General features: G+C 42.2%; 11 protein-coding genes. All 11 read right to left on the reverse strand.

The annotated features are described in order from the left end of the window. Positions 1–158 precede the first annotated feature (158 nt). The 11 genes from PAV_RS07370 to PAV_RS07420 all read right to left on the reverse strand — a co-directional run bounded on the left by PAV_RS07370 (position 159) and on the right by PAV_RS07420 (position 19,375). Positions 159–3,740: a SwmB domain-containing protein gene (locus PAV_RS07370; RefSeq protein ID WP_238555775.1), complete on the reverse strand. Its 3,582-nt coding sequence runs from the start codon at positions 3,738–3,740 to the stop codon at positions 159–161. A gap of 92 nt (positions 3,741–3,832) precedes the next feature. Further along, on the reverse strand, positions 3,833–4,108 hold the full coding sequence (locus PAV_RS07375) for an Ig-like domain-containing domain (RefSeq protein ID WP_005544756.1): 276 nt from the start codon (positions 4,106–4,108) through the stop codon (positions 3,833–3,835). A gap of 157 nt (positions 4,109–4,265) precedes the next feature. After that, complete coding sequence (gene metK, locus PAV_RS07380; protein ID WP_005544758.1) at positions 4,266–5,465, reverse strand: methionine adenosyltransferase; 1,200 nt, start codon at positions 5,463–5,465, stop codon at positions 4,266–4,268. 159 nt (positions 5,466–5,624) lie between these two features. Beyond that, positions 5,625–5,870 (reverse strand): alpha/beta-type small acid-soluble spore protein, encoded by a 246-nt coding sequence (locus PAV_RS07385; protein WP_005544760.1) that lies wholly within the window; start codon positions 5,868–5,870, stop codon positions 5,625–5,627. A gap of 120 nt (positions 5,871–5,990) precedes the next feature. Then, positions 5,991–6,527: a hypothetical protein gene (locus PAV_RS07390; protein ID WP_005544762.1), complete on the reverse strand. Its 537-nt coding sequence runs from the start codon at positions 6,525–6,527 to the stop codon at positions 5,991–5,993. Between the two features lie 63 nt (positions 6,528–6,590). After that, on the reverse strand, positions 6,591–9,167 hold the full coding sequence (locus PAV_RS07395) for a hypothetical protein (RefSeq protein WP_005544764.1): 2,577 nt from the start codon (positions 9,165–9,167) through the stop codon (positions 6,591–6,593). A gap of 185 nt (positions 9,168–9,352) precedes the next feature. Then, positions 9,353–12,391, reverse strand: a complete 3,039-nt coding sequence (locus tag PAV_RS07400; protein ID WP_005544766.1) for a surface (S-) layer glycoprotein SpaA — start codon at positions 12,389–12,391, stop codon at positions 9,353–9,355. Positions 12,392–13,002: 611 nt separating this feature from the next. Next, positions 13,003–16,380 (reverse strand): S-layer homology domain-containing protein, encoded by a 3,378-nt coding sequence (locus tag PAV_RS07410; RefSeq protein ID WP_051135087.1) that lies wholly within the window; start codon positions 16,378–16,380, stop codon positions 13,003–13,005. A 77-nt stretch (positions 16,381–16,457) separates the two neighbouring features. Continuing rightward, entirely contained in the window at positions 16,458–17,009 is a 552-nt protein-coding gene (locus PAV_RS32230) for a hypothetical protein (protein WP_005544772.1), read from the reverse strand. Positions 17,010–17,368: 359 nt separating this feature from the next. After that, on the reverse strand, positions 17,369–18,502 hold the full coding sequence (locus PAV_RS07415) for an MraY family glycosyltransferase (protein WP_005544775.1): 1,134 nt from the start codon (positions 18,500–18,502) through the stop codon (positions 17,369–17,371). A gap of 114 nt (positions 18,503–18,616) precedes the next feature. Continuing rightward, entirely contained in the window at positions 18,617–19,375 is a 759-nt protein-coding gene (locus tag PAV_RS07420; RefSeq protein WP_005544777.1) for a WecB/TagA/CpsF family glycosyltransferase, read from the reverse strand. Positions 19,376–19,378 lie beyond the last annotated feature (3 nt).

Genomic DNA, 19,378 nt, shown 5'->3' on the forward strand with positions numbered 1-19,378 from the left:
ATATATAGACTACCAAAAACGACAAAAATTGCGATTTTGTTACGTATTTGGTCAATTTCCCGGGTCATAGTTTTACAAATTATAGATATAATTGAAGCAAAAAAAGCCCTGTCTTCGGCCTCTTCGCCGCTCAAAGACAGAGCTTTCTTGCAATTCTATTAATAATCCAATGTTATATATCCTACCTTCTTCAGCAGTCGGTTCAAGAGAATAGCTGCCTGCGCGCGGGTTGCTGATCCTTTTGGATCAAAACGATTGGCGCTGACCCCTTGAATCAATCCATCCTGAACGGCCTGTGCTACGATTGTTGCACCAGCACGAGTAAAATCCTTGTAGTCCTTGTATGGCTTCAGCACATCTGTATGTGCTGCAGACATGCGATATCCTGAAGCCTGTGCTGCACGCACCATCATAAGCGTAATTTGTTCACGCGTTATAAATTGCTTCGGCTTAAATGTCCCATCCGGGAATCCCGAAATGATACCTGCACGGATCGCCGCGCCAATATAAGCTCCGGTAATATCTCCTTGATTCACATCTCGGAAGCGCTTGGCGGCTTCATTGTCTGGAGTAAGTCCTAATGCACGAGCAATCGAAACGGCAAACTCCTCACGAGTAATTGGCTTATTCGGCTCGAACTTTGTTGTGCTGCGACTGTTCATAATCATTTTCGATACGAGGGCCATCACATCAGATTGCGCCCAATGTCCTTGTACATCGGCGTACGATTGTTTGCCCATCGTAAATAGGATAATTTTGGAGCCCGACATATTCGTAGTCGCTACAGTGTCTAATCCTGCACGAGACAGCTTCGTTGGCAAATAGCCGAATTTGGAGTAACTCTTGATCCATTCGACCAATGCAGCACGACTTGCGGTTACAGACTGCGCTGTCTTCATTTTTACAGCCGAATCGATATCCAGTACAGTCCCTGACCCGTTGCCAATCAAATTGAACAGACTGAATTGATAAGCTTTCACCATCGCTGTCGCTTGGGAGCTTGAAAGCTCATTTGTAATGGTCACAGTCTCATTTACGGGCTCAATCTCAAAAAGAAGCGAAGAGTTCGTAATAGATCCTTGTGTACGCTGAATGATCTTGCTCATCGTATCTCGATTGAGTGATATCCCGTAGACAACATCTTTATACTTAACCGTGAACCAAATGACATCCGTTCGTGAATATGCCTTTTCAAAAGCTGCTAACGGCACAACAACCCGTGCGCCTGCTTCAGAGGACGGCACCTCGAATCTCAGCTGTTTATCTGAATCCATGGATTGTCCAGCAAATTCGAACGCTGTCTTCACTTTATTCGTATCAAGTGTGTAACGATTAACCGTTATTCCACTGTTTGTCCGGTCGGAAGTGATTTGAGCCGTGTTCGCCAATAGTACGTAGGCGTAGTCGCCGAAGGAGCTATCTTTATCACTTTTCACAAAATAGCTGTCCAACGATCCTGTTGTTCCACCTGTGCTAGTTCCCGTGCCGTTCACTTTCATGTTCGAGAATGTCTTGATCTCAATTCCCGATTCCGACTTCAGTGCTTTTGAACCTGTATTGTAGGTCACACTTAAATTACTTCCATCAGTTGGTGGGTACATCAGCTCAATTGTCACTTGTGTTCCACTGGCAGATACCTGTTTAATACTCATTGCCTGATTGCCGGAAGTAACCAGGAACTGTGGATAGTAAGTCGACGACATCGATTCCAGCCGCTTGTTGAACGTCAAGATGATCGATGGTGACTTCCATGTTAATGATTGAACAATCGGTGCTTCACTGTCTGTAGAATTGGAAACAGAAACAAGGTTCAGGTTGGATGCATAGTTATAATTCCAATCGCGAAGCGGCGGATTCCCTCGAACATAAGACACGGTTACAGTGTCTGTCTTGAGCACCGCTGACTGCAATGTCAGTTCAACCCGATTATCCTTAATCTCAACCTTTGTAACATAACGAGGCTTCTCATTCACGAGCACCGAGAAATGACTCTTCATCGGAATATTGTTCTTATCCATCGGTTTGTTGTACTTCAAAATCATTTTTGTTCCCAGCGCTGTTGCTTCTTTTAACTCTGGCGGTTTGTTGTCATAACTATTCCGAACGAAAAATTCATCGATCGTTCCTACTTTGCTGCCACGGGTATCCTCTAGTGGATAATTGCCTGGCGTGTAACTGACCTTGACAACATCTCCGTTCGATACCGAACGATTTAATGACAAGGTAACTGTAGACGAGCCGCTGTTATGTGATAGTTTATCAATTCCTACAGAGGAATCATTGTATGTGACCGTAAATTGACCGTCTGCATAGGAAGAGACACTTTTCAAAGAATCTGTAAAATATAGATATAACGTAGAACCTGAAATATACCCATCACGCAGCTTTGTTAATGTCGTGTCTACCTTGTTCTCTACTGCACGCGTGCTGAAGCTGGAAGCTGCATTGCCTACTGTATCGCGTACCATGCGGAAACGTGCTGCATAGCTAATCTTAACGTCCTGACCAACTGCAACACCGCTTTCTAGCGATACATAGACAAAGTTGCTAGAGGTATAAGCACTGCTGACACGCCGCCCTTCATTATTCACCGTTACCGTGAACTCGTTGGCAGGCGGATTCACATTGCTGTCGAGCGTCTTATTATAACGAATTTGGATTAGCGAGTTGTTGTACATCGTCACATCTTCAACTGTTGGCGGATTACGGTCGGTAATCGCCGTAGAAAAGGCCCATTCCGATAAACCTGCAAACTCATTGCCGGCCTCATCCTTGACCGCTCCCCTTGCAATGCTGACTGCATACACGGTATTTTCCTGCAAATTAGAGGCCGGGTAGATCCACAACTCCTTCGAATTGCGTACGTTTACGCTGGCCGATTCTGAGTAGGAACTTGATTTACGTCGTAATTCGACACCTTTTCCGGTGTACACGATTGGTTTACTAAAGGTCACGATCAACGTCTTGTTCGATGGCACAGACACACTGCCTGATGATGGATCGAAGCTGACAATCGTAGGTGCCGTTGTATCCGTTGATTGCGTACGGAACGACCATTCTGCAGCCTCCATCAGATTTCCAGCCGCATCCCGGAAAGCCCCCTTCGGTATGGAGACGACATATGTACGATTTGCCTCTAGGGATAGTACATTGGTAGACTGGATAATCGCAGATCCTCCACCCGTTATCGCTGAGGTAACTGGAAGTACAATATCTTGGCGACCGTCTGACTTAATCACGATATTCCCTGTTACTTGATAAACAGACTTATCAAATGTTAGCTCTAAGCGCGTCTGTGGCGGCACAGCTGTTCCGTCTAGCGAGCGCTTAGTTATTTTCGGGGGATTCGTATCTACACCTGGATTTGTTGTAAAATTCCAGTATGTCTTTCCTGAAAAACCTGCCACTGGCGTTCCATCATCCAGATCCAGAAATGCGCCTGCATCCATGGTGACGTAATACGCCGTTCCCGCTTCCAAACCATCCAGTTTTGTCGTTGCTGTGAGTCCGTTAACTGTGAAATCCTTCGCAGCTAATGTCTTCACTACGCTGTTGTCGCTGAACTTATTGATCTTGATACTGCCTTGGCCTGCTTGGACAGGACGGTTAAACGTAATTTGTGCATCCGCAGGCAAAGTAATTCCTTGGCCTTGTGGCGAGAAGGACGCCGCTTCCTGCTGAGATTTGGTTGAAAATGCCCATTCTGTAGGTGTGGACAATTCCTTAGAGTCTTCTCCCAAAAAAAGCTTTCCATCTACTTTGATAACATATCTTGTGCCAGCTTCAAAAGGCTGCAGCCCTTCCAACTGGAACGTTAGATTATCGGTTGTTGCTATTTTCCCGATTCCATTCGCACTTGTTTCAGCGAAACGCTGCTGTGCTCCTGTTTTTCGTTCGTTACCGTAATGTACCCATTTGTCATGGATACTTTCTCGTTGAACGTAAATTGTATGCTTGATGGATTGATCGATACTCCCTGTGCTCCGTTAGCTGGCATAGTGCTAACTATCACAGGAGGGGTAGCTGCGTGCACTTCAGGCACTCCTCCCCATCCGAACACTCCTAAAAAAAGGACGAAGGCCATTGTAGCCGCAATCCATTTCTTCATTCTATATGCTCCTTTCATTCCGAAGACAGTTGTACTTTATTTGTCGGTAAAAAGAAGGAAATAGTTTAGATTCATCATTACTAGTACGCAAAAAAGACCTCTTTCCGAGCCTGTAAGCTCAGAAAGAGGTCTTGTATAAGCGCTGAAATAATAAAGGTTACAAACCTGCTTGCTCACGCAGAGCATCTGCTTTGTCTGTACGTTCCCAAGGCAAATCCAAATCTGTACGCCCAAAGTGCCCGTAAGCAGCAGTCTGCTTGTAGATTGGTTTGCGCAGATCAAGCATTTTAATAATGCCTGCAGGACGAAGATCAAAATGAGATTGAATCAGTTCAACAATTTTCTCTTCATTTACTTTGCCTGTTCCGTAAGTGTCCACGTTAATGGATACTGGAGTTGCTACACCAATGGCATAAGCCAATTGGATTTCGCATTTGTCAGCTAAGCCAGCTGCTACGATATTCTTCGCAACATAACGCGCTGCATAAGCTGCAGAACGGTCAACCTTCGTTGGATCCTTCCCGGAGAACGCTCCGCCGCCATGGCGTGCATATCCGCCGTACGTATCCACAATGATTTTACGGCCAGTCAGGCCAGCATCACCTTGTGGTCCGCCGATTACGAAGCGGCCAGTTGGGTTGATGTAGTACTTCGTCTTGTCATCGAGCCATTCGCTAGGAACGACCGGAGTAATAACCAGCTCTCTGATATCACGTTGGATTTGCTCCAATGTTGTATCTTCAGCATGCTGTGTCGACACGACAATCGTATCTACACGAACTGGCTTATCTCCATCATATTCAATCGTCACTTGTGTCTTACCGTCTGGACGAAGGTAAGGCAGTGTGCCGTCTTTTCGTACTTCGGACAAACGACGAGCAATGCGGTGAGACAATGCAATCGGAAGCGGCATGAGTTCTGGCGTTTCGTTCGTTGCAAAGCCGAACATCAAGCCTTGATCGCCTGCGCCGATATTCTCTGTTTCTTGCTTGGCATCTTCAGTACGTGTTTCAATGCCAGCGTTAACCCCCTGAGCGATGTCTGGAGATTGTTCGTTAAGCGAGGTCAATACTGCACAGGTGTTATAATCAAAACCATACTTCGCGCGCGTATACCCGATATCCTTAATCGTGTTGCGTACGATAGATGGAATGTCAACATAATCTGCCTTTGTGCTGATTTCTCCTATGACGAGAACTAATCCCGTGGCTACGGATACTTCACATGCAACCCGAGCATTCGGGTCGTTCGCCAAAAAGGCGTCCAATACCGCGTCCGAAATTTGGTCGCATATTTTATCCGGGTGTCCTTCAGTAACGGACTCGGACGTGAACAAGTGGCGTCCTTTCAATGACATAGGACTCGACCTCCTAACCTTTAATATGGCTCTCCCATGAGCAGCCTAAACAAAAATGAACCTTTCCCGGAATGGAAAAGGTTGTTATAGCAGCCTTCGAAAAATCATATTACTGTATTTGTCCGGTCCTGTCAATGAAAGCGACGAAAGTTGGATTTCCTATTTTTTCTGTAATGCCGTCGCGATGAGACGCTTGGTAATTTCGCCACCTACCGAACCGGCATCACGTGAAGAAAGGGTACCCCAATCTGCGTGGCTTGTCGTATGTTGAACCGGAACGCTGCCGAGTTCAGAAGCGAACTCTGTATCCATTCCAATATGTGCTCCATGATGAGCAACAGGAAGCCCGAACTCAGCTGCAATCTCATATTTCATACGGTACAAGGCATCTCTGCTGGCTGGCACTAACGTTTTTTGCTCACGGTATATCCTCCCTCGTTATATATGCATCTGTGACACTTATTGTGCCTCATTCGGAAAGATACACCCACAGGAAATGTTGCCCGTCTTGCCAGCTCATGTTAATTATTCAGCTTTTTGTATCGTGTAGCCACCACGCACCATCACAATCAATCCATTTTCCTGCTGCGGATCCGGCATAACGCCGCGTCCATCACGAGGGAACAACAACAAGTGGTTCGTAGCAACCGCTTGTCCACTCCTAATATCTGTCCCTGATGTTACATCTGGCACACCATTTTCATCTGGGCTTGTAATAACGGCTTTCCCGTTGCGAACGATAACCTCTGTCCCAGCCTTAGCAACAAGCTTTTGACCACTTTTAATCGTAACGACTTTAAGTTCAGTGCTGCTTGCATCTGTTTCTGGCTGTTTCACATTGTCTTTATCTTTGCTAGCGTCGTTGCCTGTACTACCTTTCTTCAATTCAGCTTGAATGAGTGCTTTAACCTGTTGATCTACATAGCTCTTCGTGACAAGAGGATCTGAAGATGTTCCTGGTGCTGTATCTGCCGCGAATGCGTTCACGCCCAAAATAGAACCTGCTACGATCCCCCCAGCTATTAATGTAGTTGATAAAATAACCTTCGTTAATTTGTTCATTTTTTCCTCCTCACTCCTATTAGTGAAAATCCCCTCATTCAGAGGGGATTTTCTTGATTTCTATTAGTCGCCAGTTTTCAGGTTTTTGATATTATATCTGCTTCCATAACTAGCAATTTTGATTCTCTCGTCTTGGAATGAATCATAAAGGGATACTTGGAAGGCTCCATTCTCAACTTGTTCAAAGAATGTATCCGAAATGGAAGTAGAAAATGACTTTCTTTTTGCTTCTTCTAAATCTTTCTTGCCAATTTCTAGAGCCTTTTCGAATTTACGCCCACTAGTATCTGTTATTTCAATAATTAACTTATGTTCGTACTCCCCGATATTGTAATCTTGCTGCCTAATTAAATCGTAAGTGAACTCGAGTGACAAATTCGAAGACTTGTTCGCAGTAGCAGTAAAATTATTAATCGACAACTTATATGGGAAGAAATCAAGATCTTTAAAGTCACGTTTGAAAGAAGGCTGAACAATATCCAAATTCATTGCAACCGCGTTGACGTAACCATCAGATTCTCCTTTTGGTGCAGTCAGTTTATTTTCGGTAATTCCTTCACCGATAACAAATTGCAACTTTTTAGGATCGATCGAACTTGGAACCTTAGCCCAAGCAGTAAGTATATTTTGTCCTTGTGGGTTAGTAGGCCCCTGAATTTGTGTAATATTTGCCTTGTAGTAACGCCCATCATCCGTACGATAATATCCAACCATTTGTGATAAGATAGATTGGCGTTCTTCCTGGCTCTTCATAATTAGGTCTGTGTAAATAACTTGATTTGCTGCACCTGGATATACCTTACTATTTGATGCTGTAATATCTGCTTTACGACCTTGTGTTTTCAAACTATGAATGGATCCATATTTAACCACTGGCAATTCACTTAATTTACCGCCATTTGTAAATTGAATCATTGGCGACAGATCTGACTCCCCTAATTTTTCCATCAATGCCACTTGAATTTGTGAAAAATCTAAATAACTAGGGAGTTTTGTAACAATGTATATATCTACTTCTTCTTTTGGTCCAATAATGAGTGCGCCATTAGAGCTTACAACTTGCGTTTTGCCTGTAATATCAGCTGTGTCTAATTTATATACACCTTCAAGAGCAGGTAATTGAATGGTTTTAAACTCTTTGTTTTTAATTTTCATTTTGGCTGACAGGATATCCCCATCTACCCACGGAAGCCGTTGCAACGATTCAATGGTTACTCCCAAATTACCTTTACTATGCTGAACATTGTATTCGATTCCTGTCTGATTTTTCATGGACTGGAGTTCAGGTAATCCATAAATACCTTCTGGATATTTAAATTTTGTATCCTTTTGTGTATCTTTTTGTGCATCCTTTTGTTCAGGATCAGAAGGTCTATTCATTTGCAGCTTAAGTTTGCTAACATCTATGTCATATTTCACATTAGCGGTTAAGGTTACTGGGCGTTTTTCCAATGGCTTAAGAACAAGACTATCAAGCGATTTCGTTTGAATCGGAACAGATAACCCATTCGGACCATTAATCTCAAATTCGTATTTAGGTATGTTGACAGGGCTATTCGTCAGGTTCTCAAACTGGAATGTCAATGTAATTTCATTTTGGTCAAAGCTTTGATTTGACCAACCTGTTACAATTTTCGTACTCACTTTTGAATCATTTATTTTGATAATTTTTTCCTTGTTTGGTGCTATGCTAGAATTACCAGCGTTCGATTGCGGCAAAGATAAGGTTGCAATCGGTAAGTTCATTTTTAATGTTTCATCTTCAGTTAATACCTGCATCTCCAATTTATTAAGGATTATGTTCTTCGGAACTGCAGTCATAAAGTTTAACGTCTTCTTCTCACTTGGCTGAAGCTTATATTCCTTGCTTATGTTATCTGGAACAAGTGGGTAATTACTGCCACTTGCCGTCTTCAACACATATTTATAAGTAGGATTCTCCAATGGTTTAAAACCAGCATTCTCAATGTTGACAGCCACATTCACGTAATTAGAATCACCTGACGGGAATACGATAACACTACCGATGCTCGTTTTGATCGGAATATCATTCATTCGAACTGTACTTTGTTTTCCAGCTATTGTAGATGTCATCATCCAAGTTGGGATACTAAATGATCCTAATCTATTTTCAAAATTTGATTTGCTGAAATCCCATTTAATAATGTCAAAGTTCAAGTCATTAACTGTTAAGTGTTTTGCTATCTTCGTATAGTACGTGACATTCATTTGTGAAAGAGCCGGTACATTTTTCTTTTCTTTATCCTTAGTTGTTAAGTTGCTTGAGTATACTGTTCCACTTTTCGTACGAACCTTAGTCCAATAATCAATGAGCGGAATGCTCCGTTGCTCATTATTGTAATAAGTAAGCGTATAAGTCAGAATAGTTCCGTCATCCTGCTTATTGAGATTAACATCTGTTAGCTTAACAGAGCTTTTTGCTGTTAATTGAATTGGCTTCAGTTCATTCAAAGTATGTACTGGGGTTGGTTTGGTAACCTTTGTTTGCTTCTTATTTGCAGGTTGTTGTTTATTGCTGGCTGGATTATTTGCAGCGTATGCAGTCGTAAATGTTATTGAAAAAGTACCGAGTACAAGAGACAGAGATAGCATCGTCGCAATGGCCGTTGTTCTTTTCAATCTAGTTCCTCCTATTTGTTCATTCTCTTATATGTATTATAACGCGAATAGATAGGAGTTGGTTGCGGTTTTGAAATAAGTTTGAGGGTTACATTGTTGTAAGGAAACGAGATTATTGTATTCAATCATTAAAACTTAATATTTATAAAAAAAGAAAGCCCCTTATGGGGCTTTCTTTTTAAGGATTACTTACCGGAGTATGTTCCAGGAAGGTAAAAGTCTTGAATAACATTACCTTGTCTGTCTCGAACTACTGAAGTACCCTTGTCTTGAAGCTCAACACGGAATCTAGTGTCAGACTTCACTTCTTTTACGCTAGTTGGAAGGTTGAACAGAATCTTGAAGGATTTTTGCTCAGCTTTTCCATCTGTCGCAGCTTCGATTTTCACGATGTCTGCTTTTTGTGAATCAACTTCTACACCGAAGAACTTGATGAATTGAGCAGTATCAGCAAAATCAGTATATACAACCGAGTTCACACTAACTACAGCTTCATAAGTAGCACCAGTTACAGTCGCTTTATTAACTACAACAGAAGTTGCTTCCGGTCTAAGTTCACCGTTCACATCAACAGTGAATTTTTGAATACGATTTCCAAATGTATCTGTAGAATTGTCGTTTACTGCTACCAATTGAGCACCAAACAGGTCTACTGGAAGTTTGTTGCTGTCATTGAATTTCAATGTCAATGTGTTTCCATCCTGTTGATAGCTGTTTGGAACTTTTGGTCCATCTACAGTAGTAACTTTGAAGTCACTTACATCAACATTATTCAACTTACCTGTCAATTTCACTTTCAACTCATTGCGATCTTTAACAGTAGCTTTTTCAGCCCATGTCACTTTAGCATCGCCAAGCTCTTTTACTTCAACTTTGTAGTTTTCGCCATCTTTGAACCAGTCGCCATCGATGTCTTTAATCAAGGTAGCTACAACATCTGGTGAATATGGATTTTTAACTTCGCCATCTGTAGTCAAGAAAGTACCACGTTTAGCATCGATACGGATTGTATCTGGTTGTACAAGTACTGGAGTCTCATAATCATCATTCAAAGACTTACCGAATACTGTGTACTTCGCTTTAATAGTTGCATCACCGTCTCCATCCGTTTTCACCGCTTTAGGGAATTGGATGTAGATATAGTCTTGGTTAGCGTCGTAGTTAGTCCATGCGCGAGCAGAACCACTCTTTGCATCAGCAGTGATTTTCTTAGAGAATGGAAGCATTGTGTTGCTCACATATGCGTTGTCTTTAACACCATTCACTTCTAAGATGTAGTCACCCTCATCCAAAGGTTTGATCAAGTCAATAGTAACGGTTTTCTTGTCTTTTTTGTAAGTAGGTGTTGTCAAGATTTTACCGTCATTTTTGTTGACAGCATCATGCTTGAAGAATTTACCATCTTTGTCTTTCAAGATATAGTTGTCACGGTTAGTTGCGGAAGCCGCATCCAACTCTTTGTTGAATGTCAATATGATCTGATGATCGCTGTTTTTCAATTCAACTTTTTCTACTTCTGGACGTTCAGCATCCAAAGAAGGGTTAACTTTAACTTCACGGTTAGCTTTGTTATTGCTGTAATCCGTTGCACCTTCAATGTAAACTGTGTTTTCGCCCAAGTACAAAGCCTTAGATTTTTCGAATTTCACAGTTACGATGTTGTCTTTAATTTCTACCTCACCAGTGTTGCTGGAGTTTCCATGGTAGATTTTGCTGATCGATTTAACAGTTTCGTTAAATTCGATTTCCAATTCCATTGGATCTTTTGCTTTTGCAGATACAACTTCTGGAGCAGTAGTATCTTCAGCAATTGTGAATGTTTTTTCAACTGGAGCAATTTTCAAACCAGAGAAGTCTTCAACATTGCTGACTGTCAATTTGTGTTCGCCTACAGACAAGTCAGTGCTTACGATTGCAATGTTTGGATAAACATATTTAACGGATGCACTAACTGTTTTGCCGTCAACTTTATAGTTGCTTGTAGTGAATACGCCTGATTTCTTAACTGGCTCGGAGAATACAACTTTGAATGCTTTTGTACCCAAGCCTACAACTTCTTTAGCTTCAGGAGTTTTCACGTCCATTGGCGTGAACTTCACTTTTTCATCGAAAGTTTTGGACTTATCTTCGTTTTGAACGCCTTTAACTTTCAACTCGATTTCTTTTTGGTTCTTCATTGTAGAAGAATCTTCTTCCTTAAGGAGAACGTAAACAGTGTTTTTGTCAATCAATTTAGCACTGTCAACTTTAGCATCCTTAACTTCGTAGTTGTCAGCTTTTTCAGCGGATTTCTTATCAAGAGAACCGTCGAATTTAACAACTACTTCTTTCAAGTTTTCAGCTGTAACAGACTCGATTTTTTGAGCTGCTGTGATAGTGTAAGTCACTTTAGTAGTGATCTTGAACTCTTTGCCTTCTTTGTTCTTGTAAGTGAATGTCACTTCAGTTTCTTTGTTAGGCTCAAGAGCTTTATCCAAAGTTACCTTTTGAACTTCTTTGTCGGACATAGTGAATTCAACTGTTTTGGAGTCGATCACTTTGTAGGACGTTACTTTAGGACCTTTAGACATTTCGTCAGCTGCAAATGCTGCTTCTACCAATTGAGCGCGAGTTGCATTTGCTTTAGGGTTTGCATCTTTGGAGAACAAACCAGCGTTAACTGCTGCTTCGAAGTATCCTTTTGCCCAATCAGTAGCTTTGTTTTGAGCATCTTTAACTGGCTCAAGTTTCAAAGCAGTAACCAAAGTTTTGGATGCTTCTTCAACTGTGATTTTACCGTTGAAGTCAAAGATTTTCTTAGTCAAATCTTTACCTTGCATCAAGCCTTCAGCTGTTACAGCTTCGATGAATGGAGCTGCCCAGTTTTTAGCATCATAGTTTTTATCTTTGTAAGAATATTGTCCATGGATTTCTTTCAAACCGAACAATTTAACAAGAACTTTAGCGAACTCAGCACGAGTCATATCTTGACCAAGTTTCGCGTCAGTAGTTCCTGGATAGCCGGAGAATACACCAGCTTCTTTCAAAGCATCAAATTTCTCTTGAGTTGTTTTTGCTGCGTCAGCACCGAAAGCTACGTTTGCGAACATAGAGAACGCCATAGCAACGGAAAGCAGAAGGGCCAATCTTTTCTTCATAACCTTTTTTTCTCCTCCTCTAAATTGCTTCGTTTGTTGAGTTTGTTGCGTTTGTTGCGTAGAAGTTTGATAGTTCATTTCCCTCATTCGCCGATTCACCCCCTTCCTAGAGTGAGCGAAATGTAATCTAAAAAGAAGTCTGCAACATAAGGACATGCCACAGAAACTAGTAATCGATTAGGAACAAATGAAAATAAATAGAAATACTCATACCACTCTAGACATTATACAATGTCAATTGCCTAGCGTAAAGTATATTTTTGTGAAATACAGGGAACACTTATGAATTTAACCACTGTATTCGAGCTTCATCATATTAAACGCACAGGTTTCAAAAAAGTTGCGCTCTGCGTGAAATTATTTAAATATTTTTTCGCAGATTTCAAACATTTACTTGCTTATTACAATCATCAACTGCATATACACGGATATGCTATACATATTGCAATACTTGAATTCATTTATATGTATGCATTAACGAATACATATCCTAGTATAGCGCCTTCATAGCGATGAGTCACTCGTCAATGTTTTCCACTGAATGACAGATCACCCATGAATATGATCATAGGTAGATTCGTTACATTATTTCCAGATCCATGATCCTGATGCTACGTATCTCTTCTATATATAAAGGAAGAGAGCCGAGCATTCGACTCTCCCCTTTATTACCCGTGAATGTACTTAATGAATCCGTGTTACATCTTAGGCAGTTTCTTCAAATCAATCATAGCGCGCGCCATGATTAGGGCAGCATCGCCACGGAGCATATTCGCAGATGGCTGGAATACATACCCTTTCTTCGGATCAGAAGGATCGATTGGAACTCCCGAAATAAAGCCTTTCTTCGCTATCGCAAGTACAGACGGCTGTGCATAGTAATCAATCTTGTCTGCATCTTGGAAGTACTTCAATAGATCCTTGCGAACCTTGTCGCGATTCGTATCCAGCTTCAAGTTCAATGCTTTCGCAAGCATGACTGCTGCATCCTGACGAACAATAGAATAGTCGCCGCCAAATTCATTCGGCGATACACCACGGACGATACCTTCACGTGCGGCAGTTTCAACATAACGGAAGTCCCACAGCTGATTCACATTGATTGTATTCATCTTATCTGCTTGTGGCACTACAACATCATTGAAATGCTTCTTGCCGTCATAGTTCAACGGAATTTCCTTCGCACGAACGATCATGCGAGTGAATTCGCCACGAGATACATACATATCTGTACCAAACATGGAGAACGGATCAAATGGATTCATGACACCTTTTGCAAAAATCGTTTCAATGAAGTCACGTGCGTAAGGATGCTGTACCACATCATGATAAGAGTAAGACATCTTACCAACTACATAGTATCCAAAGCGCGTAAATGGAACTGTAACGGTATGCTTTTTCGCATCAACGACTCCACCGATGTTTTCCCATTGCTGCAATTCCGAATCAAAGCGGAACACACTCACTGTGCGACCACCGTCATCTGTTACATTTTTATCATAGCTCAAAATCAATTTACCTGGTTTAGACAAGATCAGCTCATTGCGCAGGTCACGCTTATAGAACATCTCAATTGGTGAACCTGGATATTGATATGGCTCAGCGCCATATTTAATTGGATCATAAACAGAGTCTGTCTTGATGTCATCCGCTTGACCTGGATCCATCCAAATGACCGGACCGGCCTTAATAAAGCGCTCTGGGAAGCTCGCCTCAAAAATGTTCTTTGCTTCAATTTTCGCCAAATCATAGTTTGCAGGCTGGTACTCAAATTCGCGACGGTCTACTTCTCCATCGAACGAGTTCGCAATTGCAAACAGAAGATTATGGCCGCTAAATACTTGGTTTTTAAAGTTCTGCGGCACATTATAGTCACGTCTTACAAGATTCGCACCTTTTTCGAACGTTAAGTTTACGATGCCTTCAAAAACTTTATGTGATTTTTTCATCGGCTCCATATACTGAGCACCTGGAATCGACGTAGGTACATACTTCACCGTAATGGTATTTTTGAATGTATCTTTGCCTCTTGAAATAGCTATTTCGATCTTATTGTCTTTATTTGCCTTAAGGCCAACGACAAATGCACGATACGCATTTTCGTATGGCTTTTGTGTCTTGTCATAGCTTGGGTAGTAAATAATTTTTTCTGCTGGAATTTTATTAATAACTACCTTTTCTGCCCCTGGCGAGTCAATAATGACTTCAACAAAGTTTTGGTTAACCACTCGCTTTTCAAGCGCTGGCTTCAAGATCGTGTAAGGTACATCTACCGGTACAACTTCTAGGCGATATGTTGCACGAGGACCGCCTTCGCCACTGTTAAATACAGTCATGTTCATTGCGACAGGAGTTCCATCACCAGGAAGATTTATGCCCTTAATAATAAAGCTAAAGAATTGTTTATCATTATCGTAGTAAACAGAGATTCCGTTAACCACAGCACCTGAATTGTACGTATCCCCATTTTTGTCCGTGAACATATTTTCCAATGTCCACTCAACTTTCCCTAATGGGTTTTTATCGTTTTTCAAAACAGGAGATTGGATCACTAACTTGTAATTCTGAAGCTCGTTAGCCGTACCGCTTCCTCGAAGGCTAGAAATTTTTGCTTCGATTTCAGCTTTGTTTTTTCCGAGATCAATAAAGTCGAACGTACCGTATACATTCATTTGCGCTTCACGAGTCAAATAAACGCTGCCTTTTTTCTCAAAGCGAGGATCATTTGGCTTCGGATCCGGATACGTTGTGCTGTATGGATAAATTCCGTCTGTCTCAGGTGCTGGAATAACCGGCAAGTTCGTCGGAATAAGCGTTACCGTAATAGTGTTCTCGTAATGCGATTTTTGGGAACGGAATACAAATTTAATTTTGTTGTCTCCCATATACAACGCATCAAAGGCCTTTTTTGGGCTTACTAATTTGAATTGACTATTTGAAGCGCCTTTAGTCAGTTCCAATGTTGTATTATTAACACTGAAAAATACCGTTTGATCTGTCCCAGAGTATTTAAGCTCTTCTTCGTTGGCAATATTGTAGATTTGACCCGCCAAGTCCTGCAATTCTTTCATGACTTGATCTTGACGCTGGGCATTTGTTGTATCTGTATAAATCTTTTGGCCATCAAATGCTCCGTCGTATTTTACATATGGTCCATATAAAAGAGTAACCGTTGCCGTATATGTTTCATTAGAGCCATCCAATCGAAACACAATCGTCTGTTTCCCTGTGCTTGGCAGCTTGTCAATCAGGTATACAACCCGACTCATGGATGTCGGCACCCCATTGATATTTTCAACTGTAACATCCTCGGCAACAATCGTAGGATTTAAATGGTAAGTATTTGCATTTTGCTTTTTGCCTAATGCGTCGGTTACAGATTCAATCGAAATTCTAGGACTGCTTCCATTAGGCACTAAAAATTGGATTGCAGCCGGCATGGAAAATAACTGCGCACCGTCCAGCTTTCCGCCTTGCAGCGCAACAATTTCCCCAGGCGTCATTGTGTTGTTATATCCACTCAAATAATTAGCTGCGTAAATATATGGTTTGCCCGCATCCTTTAGCAATACAGAAAATCCAGACATACTCTGCAAAGAAGGAGTAGACAAAGCATAGTTTGTCGATGTTAATGTTAAGTTGGTACGCTTATCTTTTTGGACAGCACCCGCTATTTCAAATGAGTACTCGACAAATTTGGGATTCGAAGAGACTTCTGTCACATTGGTTGCATTACCGTTTGTTTTATTACCGGTACTCGTTTCAATCGTCTCATATGCGACACCAACACTAGTCGGCTTCGTTTTGGTTGCATCGTAAGGGATAAGAACGCGACCATAAATTATACCGTTAGTATTAGCAGTAATCGTAGGACTTTGCGATAAATCATATTTTGTTGTTCCGCCATCTTCCTTCATGTGAACATCATGGAACGTTACATCGCCATTGAAAAATGCCACTTCTCTTGTTGTTTCAACCGATTGTGTACCGTTAAATACTTTAATTTTAACTAAGTTCCGGCCTTGCTCAATGGCAATTGGAGAAGCAAAGAACGTCCAGTCATTGCTCTTAGACACACCAAAGGACCAGCTTCGTCCGTTCACGTCAATTTGAACTTTATCCGCATTCGGTGCTTTACCGGAGATGCTGACGTTTACCGTTTTTTACCTTGAGAAGCATCCGAGTAAACAATTGTCGACTCATCTTCTTTCAAGTTATAGACATTCCCATCCAAAGATACGGACATGTCGTACATCGTTGGACCATTGCGGTACTCGATAAAGATGGAGTCATACACATCCGACATGCCTTGCAAGCCTTTGAATGTAATTTGGTTCAAGCCAGGGTACAACTGTAAATTATACAATTGAATTTTCGAACCATTGATCATAATGTTAGCCGTTTGGCCTTCACGTTTATCGTTTTGATCCACTAAATATTTATCCGTCGCGTTTGGATCAGGATTTTTATTCAGCTTGTACACGCTATAAGATATCGAATTTCCGTTAACGCCATTCAATGTACCTTCTAACGTCACACGTTCACTGTTCGTTATACGTGCAGACGTAGGTGAATACTGTTCATTCGGAAATACGAAATGGTTGGCGCTTGCTGCGAATGCCGTTGATACTGCTGTACCGAGCGAAGCCGGGATGAGCGTAACGACGAGCGCGAGCGTCAACAGTATGGATACCAGTTTCTTCAACGCTATTAGCCTCCTTGTTTTAGAACCGTATTTGAGTTGCCCCTATCGGCTCGACACTTCCTTGTACTTCTGTTATCGGCTAATCTCGTCCTAAATTTTAGTCAATCCTCCGAAGTTTGTATCGCATATCGAACTGTAAGACAATTAAAAATAGTCTGTTATAGCAAAGAGCGGTATCAAGTGAAAGGAAAAGGTATCCATAGTAATAAAAACGAAAGGGGCATAACAAAAAACCTTTGCCCCAAGCAGTTCAGGCTAAATGCCTGACTCCACTAAGAGAGCAAAGGTTATGCGTGCAACATACAATATAATAGCGAGCTTACTTCATCAAAGTCCGCATGTAATAATTGTGGTAATCGTTATTTCGAACGCGATTCGGCGTGCACCTTCATGCGCAAGCGATGCAATACGTTCAGCATCGGTTTTCTCGTCTTGCTTACGATACCAATCACTTCAGCCCCAAGCTGGAGCGATACGAGCAGGACGCAGATGACGACCAAAGTTACCCAGTTCGCATCATTCGATGCGGCAACAGATTGGATTACAGCCAGCAATCCGAAGAATGCAGCGATACCGTAGATGATGAGCACTGTCTTCCGATGGCTGAAGCCCAATTCGCGCAGGCAATGGTGCAAGTGCCCTTTGTCTGGTGCGAATATCGGCTTCTTTTGCAGCCAGCGGCGTACAATCGCAAAGAATGTATCCGACAGCGGCACACCAATAATAAGCAATGGTGTAATGAACGACATAATCGCAATTTGCTTAAAGCCCAGCATAGATAGAACTGCCAAGCTAAAGCCTAAGAACAAGGAACCAGAGTCCCCCATAAAGATCTTCGCCGGATGGAAGTTAAAGAACAAAAATCCAATAATGCTTCCAAGCAAGACGGCGCAGAGCAAAATAATTACGGGGTTGCCCATAAAAATGGCCATGACCAGTATCGTGGCAATGGCAATGCCGGATACCCCAGCTGCCAGTCCGTCCAAGCCATCAATCAAGTTAATGGCGTTCGTTACACCAACGATCCAAAAGATCGTAAGCGGAATTGCAATCCATGTTTCAATAAATAAATATTTATCGCCAAACGGCACATTTACAAAATCTACAGTTAAATCAAATCCGAATACCACGACACACGCAGCAACAATCTGACCGAGCAGCTTTGCTTTCGCAGACAGTTCAACACGATCATCCAGCGCACCAATCAGAATAATGATGGAACCTCCGGCAAGCAGCGCCTTCACAAGATTCGCATCTCGCGATGAACCAAGCAGTGTATCAGGGATAAAAAGCATAAGTCCAAGCAGCGTAATTACAAACGCCGCAAAAATAGCCAAACCACCCATGCGGGGCATGATGCGCGTATGCACTTTCCGCGCATTCGGTACGTCGACCGCACCTACTTTGATCGCAAATTTCTTCACTAAAGGCGTTAATCCAGTGGCAAGCAGCAGTGCTGCCAAGCAGCCACCAATTGCGTATACGGTCATCATCGGTAGTTTCAACCCCCATTTATGTTACCGGATCGAATTATACTCCGTTCAAAATGGAAACACCAATGCCGGATTCATGTGAAAACTTACGAAAATGAAAGATTATACGTCATTTTACTGCACTTTTGTGGGCTTATCTTTATCCCGCATCACTTTCCATGCAAATTTAGGCAGTGCCAGCATTCGCATGAAGCGCTTTGGCTCCTTGGCTAGACGATACAGCCATTCAATACGCAGCTTCTGTACCCACATTGGCGCTCGCTTAGCCTTTCCTGATATGACATCGAAGCTGCCCCCGACACCCATCATAAAAGGAACTTGAAGCTGATGACGATATTTTGCAATCCAAGGCTCCTGCGTATCAGCTCCACGAGCAACGAACAGCAAGTCAGGATTCGCCTCACGGATCTGTGCAACAACCTTTTCATCCTCATCGCTCTTAAAAAAGCCATCTCGATATCCGACAATGGAGATGGACGGATACTGCTCTTGCAACCGTTCCGCAGCTGCCTGAACTACATCAGGGGCAGCACCAAGCAAATATACTTTCCACTTGCGAAGCTCTCCCATCTTCATCAGCTCATGCAGAAGATCGAAACCGGTCACTCGTTCAACTACTGGATCGCCGAATTTATTAGCTGCCCAGACAATGCCTGTTCCATCCGGAACGATCAGGTCTGCTTGCTTCATGACGGCCATATTCTTATCATTCTCCAAGGCCGCCATCACCATGATGGGATTCGCTGTAATCACTTGAACCGAGCGGCCATTGTCAATATGATCAACAAGAAGCTTTACGGTATCTTCCATATTCAGCTTGGAAAATGGAATGCCGTAAATCGAAACTTTAGGTACATCCTTCATTTCTAACATATC

It is taken from the genome of Paenibacillus alvei DSM 29 (genome assembly GCF_000293805.1).
Classification (GTDB): Bacteria; Bacillota; Bacilli; order Paenibacillales; family Paenibacillaceae; genus Paenibacillus_B; species Paenibacillus_B alvei.